This window comes from Pseudomonas sp. HMWF021 (assembly GCF_003061005.1).
GTDB lineage: Bacteria > Pseudomonadota > Gammaproteobacteria > Pseudomonadales > Pseudomonadaceae > Aquipseudomonas.
This window is the reverse complement of the sequence record NZ_QAIK01000133.1, coordinates 1-3,859: the sequence shown is the minus strand read 5'-3', so window position 1 is coordinate 3,859 and position 3,859 is coordinate 1. Positions and strand designations below refer to the sequence as shown.

Annotated in this window: 5 protein-coding genes and 1 pseudogene; 3 read left to right on the top strand and 3 right to left on the bottom strand. The window is 57.8% G+C overall.

Annotated elements, in window-relative coordinates; translation table 11 throughout:
* Together DBR18_RS29430 and grxD are read left to right on the top strand one after the other, a co-directional pair.
* The coding region (locus DBR18_RS29430) for a molybdopterin oxidoreductase family protein (protein ID WP_256588782.1) at window positions 1-1,189 on the top strand (1,189 nt) is incomplete at its 5' end.
* Window positions 1,190-1,286: 97 nt separating this feature from the next.
* Window positions 1,287-1,628, top strand: a complete 342-nt coding sequence (gene grxD, locus DBR18_RS18165; protein ID WP_016773402.1) for a Grx4 family monothiol glutaredoxin — start codon at window positions 1,287-1,289, stop codon at window positions 1,626-1,628.
* Window positions 1,629-1,812: 184 nt separating this feature from the next.
* Here the strand turns inward: grxD and bfr are convergent, their stop codons facing one another.
* Both bfr and DBR18_RS18155 read right to left on the bottom strand, forming a co-directional pair.
* Complete coding sequence (bfr, locus tag DBR18_RS18160; RefSeq protein ID WP_003227727.1) at window positions 1,813-2,286, bottom strand: bacterioferritin; 474 nt, start codon at window positions 2,284-2,286, stop codon at window positions 1,813-1,815.
* Window positions 2,287-2,487: 201 nt separating this feature from the next.
* Complete coding sequence (locus tag DBR18_RS18155) at window positions 2,488-2,706, bottom strand: bacterioferritin-associated ferredoxin (protein ID WP_003227725.1); 219 nt, start codon at window positions 2,704-2,706, stop codon at window positions 2,488-2,490.
* A gap of 313 nt (window positions 2,707-3,019) precedes the next feature.
* Here DBR18_RS18155 and DBR18_RS18150 point away from each other — a divergent pair, with 313 nt between their 5' ends.
* Window positions 3,020-3,622 (top strand): peroxiredoxin, encoded by a 603-nt coding sequence (locus tag DBR18_RS18150; protein ID WP_007963972.1) that lies wholly within the window; start codon window positions 3,020-3,022, stop codon window positions 3,620-3,622.
* 74 nt (window positions 3,623-3,696) lie between these two features.
* Here DBR18_RS18150 and DBR18_RS18145 read toward each other — a convergent pair.
* A pseudogene (locus DBR18_RS18145) lies at window positions 3,697-3,859 on the bottom strand (exonuclease domain-containing protein); the annotation flags it as partial.

Here is a 3,859-nt window from a genome sequence, read left to right as displayed (position 1 = left end):
GGCATTCGGCACTTTGTGCCACTGGGTGGTGCAATTGATCAATCTGGTCACCGGTAACCTCGACCGGGTCGGCGGCGCGCTGTGCACTGAACCGGCGGTGGATTTGGTGGCATCGACCTCGGGCGGGCACTTCAACAAGTGGCAGAGTCGAGTGTCCGGGCGGCCCGAGTACGGCGGCGAACTACCGGTGTCGGCGCTGGCTGAAGAAATGCTCACCGACGGCGAAGGGCAGATTCGCGCGCTGATCACCGTGGCCGGCAACCCGGTATTGTCGACGCCGAACGGCCGGCAACTGGAGCAGGCGCTGGACGGCCTGGAGTTCATGGTCAGCATCGACCTGTACATCAACGAAACGACGCGTTACGCCGATTTGATCCTGCCGTCGACCTCGGCGCTGGAGAACGATCATTACGACACCACGTTCAACCTGTTCGCGGTGCGCAATGTCACTCGCTTCAATCGGGCCATTCTCGCCAAGCCCGAAGGTGCGCTGCACGACTGGGAGATCTTCGTGGGCCTGGCCCAGGCCTTTGCCGAAAGGACTGGCAAGGAACTGAAACCGACCATGCCGCCGGCGAAGATGATCGACCTGGGCCTGCGCATGGGGCGGTACGGCGATGCCTCTGAGTACAAGCTGTCGCTGGCGACGCTGTTCGATCGTCCGCATGGTGTTGATCTGGGTGCGTTGAAGCCGAATCTGGCGGCGCGTCTGAAAACGCCGAATCAGCGGGTACAGGCTGCGCCACCGGAGATTCTCGCCGATCTCGCACGCTTCGCTGCCCTGCAGGCACCGGCCGCCGATGAACTGCTGATGATTGGCCGCCGCCACGTGCGCAGCAACAACTCGTGGATGCACAACTATCACCGTCTGGTGAAGGGCAAGCCGCGTCATCAGTTGCTGATGCACCCGGACGATCTCGCCAGCCGTGGGCTCAGCGATGGTCAGCGGGTGCGCGTCAGTTCGCGGGTCGGGCAGATCGAAGTGGAAGTGCTGGGCAGCCTCGACATGATGAAGGGCGTGGTCAGCCTGCCGCACGGTTGGGGCCATGCGCGGCCGGGCGTGCAGATGGCGATCGCCAGCGGTCAGCCGGGTTCGAGCGCCAACGATCTGACGGATGAATGTCAGCTCGATGAATTGTCGGGCAACGCGGCGCTCAATGGCGTGCCGGTGACCGTGGCGGCAGCTTGAGCGTGACTGTCGGGGAGACCGAGCATGGCGCTCGGGATTCCGTTACAATGCGTCACCGTGCCGACCCATGAGTCGGAAAGTTCAGCCGAGGTGCTCCATGGATATCATCGAAACGATTAAAGAGCAGATTGCCAACAACACCATTCTGCTTTACATGAAAGGCTCGCCGAATGCCCCGCAGTGTGGCTTCTCCGCGAAAGCTGCGCAGGCTGTGATGGCGTGTGGCGAAAAGTTTGCGTACGTGGACATCCTGCAGAACCCGGAAATCCGCGCCAACCTGCCGAAGTACGCCAACTGGCCGACTTTCCCGCAACTGTGGGTCGGCGGTGAGCTGGTCGGCGGTAGCGACATCATGACCGAGATGGCTGCAGACGGTTCGCTGCAAAGCACCATCAAGGCGGCTGTCGAAGCGGCTGCTGCGAACAAGTCCGAAGCTTGATCCCCGATTCACTCGGCGCTGGTTTCTCCTGTAGGAGCTGTCGAGTGAAACGAGGCTGCGATCCTTTGATCTTCAGCCAATAAAAAGCCCCGCACCTCGTAAGAGGGCGGGGCTTTTTATTGCGTTGGAAAAGTTAACGCGAGTTGCCGGTGCAATCTGAAAAGATCGCAGCCTGCGCCAGCTCCTACTCTTCGCCCATCTGCGACTGCAGGTAGTTCTCAAGACCGACTTTATCGATCAGGCCCAGTTGGGTTTCCAGCCAGTCGATATGTTCTTCTTCGGATTCGAGAATGTCTTCGAGCAGTTCACGGCTGCCGAAATCGCCAACCGATTCGCAATGGGCGATGGCGGCTTTCAGGTCGGCGTGGCCGGTCTTCTCGATACGCAGGTCACATTCCAGCATTTCCTGGGTGTGCTCGCCGATGTGCAGCTTGCCCAGATCCTGCACGTTCGGCAGGCCTTCGAGGAACAGGATGCGCTTGATCAGCTTGTCCGCGTGTTTCATCTCGTCGATGGATTCGTGGTATTCGTGCTTGCCCAGCTTATTCAGGCCCCAATCTTCATACATGCGGGCATGCAGGAAGTACTGATTGATCGCGACCAGCTCATTGGCAAGGATCTTGTTGAGATGCTGGATGACTGTAATGTCGCCTTTCATGATGGGAGTCCTGCCCTGTATTAGCTGTATATAAGGCGGAGTTTGAGCTTGGTATTTATAAGTGTCAAACCTAAGTTATTGAATAATAAATGAAATTAAATCTGAATAAGAATGTTTGTGTTCCGCGTCTAGCGCCTAACCATTTGATTTGCAGGCATAAAAAAACCGGACATAAGTCCGGTTCTTTGAAATTGGGGGTATTCAGGCGGCCGTAAATTCTACAGGGTAGGGAATCGCGGCCTGAGCAGTTTGCAGCTTGGTGAGGGTTTCGCGAACCACTTCCTTGGCAAGGCAGGCACATTTGCCGCATTGACTGGCGACGCCGGTGGCCTGGCGGACTTCTTTATAGCTGCAGCAACCTTCATAGATCGCTTCGCGGATCTGTCCGTCGGTGACGCCAGTGCAGAGACAAACATACATAAGTGAGAACCGTCGCTGGTTGTGACTCAATTGCGATGGATCTTAATGTTAACGAGAATGATTGTCAAAGTGCTTTCTGAACGCTTCAGCTGATTGACAGCCGTCACCGACGAACGGCGATTACTGGCTTTCTGCCTGGCCCTGCAAATGCAGCGTCGTTATCCGCTTTGCCTAAAAAACCGTTAAGGACAGGCGAAAAACGCAGTGTATGATGGTCGGCCCTTGCGAAGAGGGTTCGTGTCACAGGGCTGTCGCCTGAGGGTGGCAGGCTGGCCCGGACCCTGAACTTCAAGTTATTCACCAGGAGATATCCATGAGCGTACTCGTAGGCAAACAAGCCCCTGACTTCACCGTCCCGGCCGTACTCGGCAATGGCGAGATCGTTGACAGCTTCACCCTGTCCTCGGCCATCAAAGGCAAATACGGCCTGGTGTTCTTCTACCCACTGGACTTCACCTTCGTCTGCCCGTCCGAGCTGATCGCTCTGGACAACCGCATGGCCGACTTCAAGGCGCGCAACGTGGAAGTGGTTGCCGTGTCGATCGACTCGCACTTCACCCATAACGCCTGGCGCAACACCCCGGTCAACAACGGCGGCATCGGCCAGGTGAAATACACCATGGCTGCCGACATGAAGCACGAAATCGCCAAGGCCTACGACGTTGAGTCCGAAGGCGGCGTGGCTTTCCGTGGCGCGTTCCTGATCGACGACAAGGGCGTTGTCCGCTCGCAGATCATCAACGACCTGCCGCTGGGCCGTAACATGGAAGAGCTGATCCGTCTGGTCGACGCTCTGCAATTCCACGAAGAGCACGGTGAAGTCTGCCCTGCCAACTGGAAAAAAGGCGACAAAGGCATGAACGCTTCGCCAGAAGGCGTTGCGGCTTACCTGACCGAGAACGCTGCTGCCCTGTAAGGCGCAACGTCGAGGTACAAAAAAACCGGCCCAAGTGGCCGGTTTTTTCATGCGCGGGATTTGGTCGACGTGAATCAGTCGTCGAAGTCTTCCCAGCCGCCCATCTGTTTCCAGCGGTTGACGATGCCGCAGAACAGCTCGGCAGTCTTCTCGGTGTCGTAACGCGCCGAATGCGCTTCACGGCCGTCGAAGTCGATGTCGGCGGCCTGACAGGCTTTTGCCAGCACGGTTTGACCA

Bases quoted from the DNA above. Each gene is read 5' to 3' on its own strand.
- grxD (WP_016773402.1), top strand. From the start codon at position 1,287: ATGGATATCATCGAAACGATTAAAGAGCAGATTGCCAACAACACCATT.
- bfr (WP_003227727.1), bottom strand. From the start codon at position 2,286: ATGAAAGGCGACATTACAGTCATCCAGCATCTCAACAAGATCCTTGCC.
- DBR18_RS18155 (WP_003227725.1), bottom strand. From the start codon at position 2,706: ATGTATGTTTGTCTCTGCACTGGCGTCACCGACGGACAGATCCGCGAA.
- DBR18_RS18150 (WP_007963972.1), top strand. From the start codon at position 3,020: ATGAGCGTACTCGTAGGCAAACAAGCCCCTGACTTCACCGTCCCGGCC.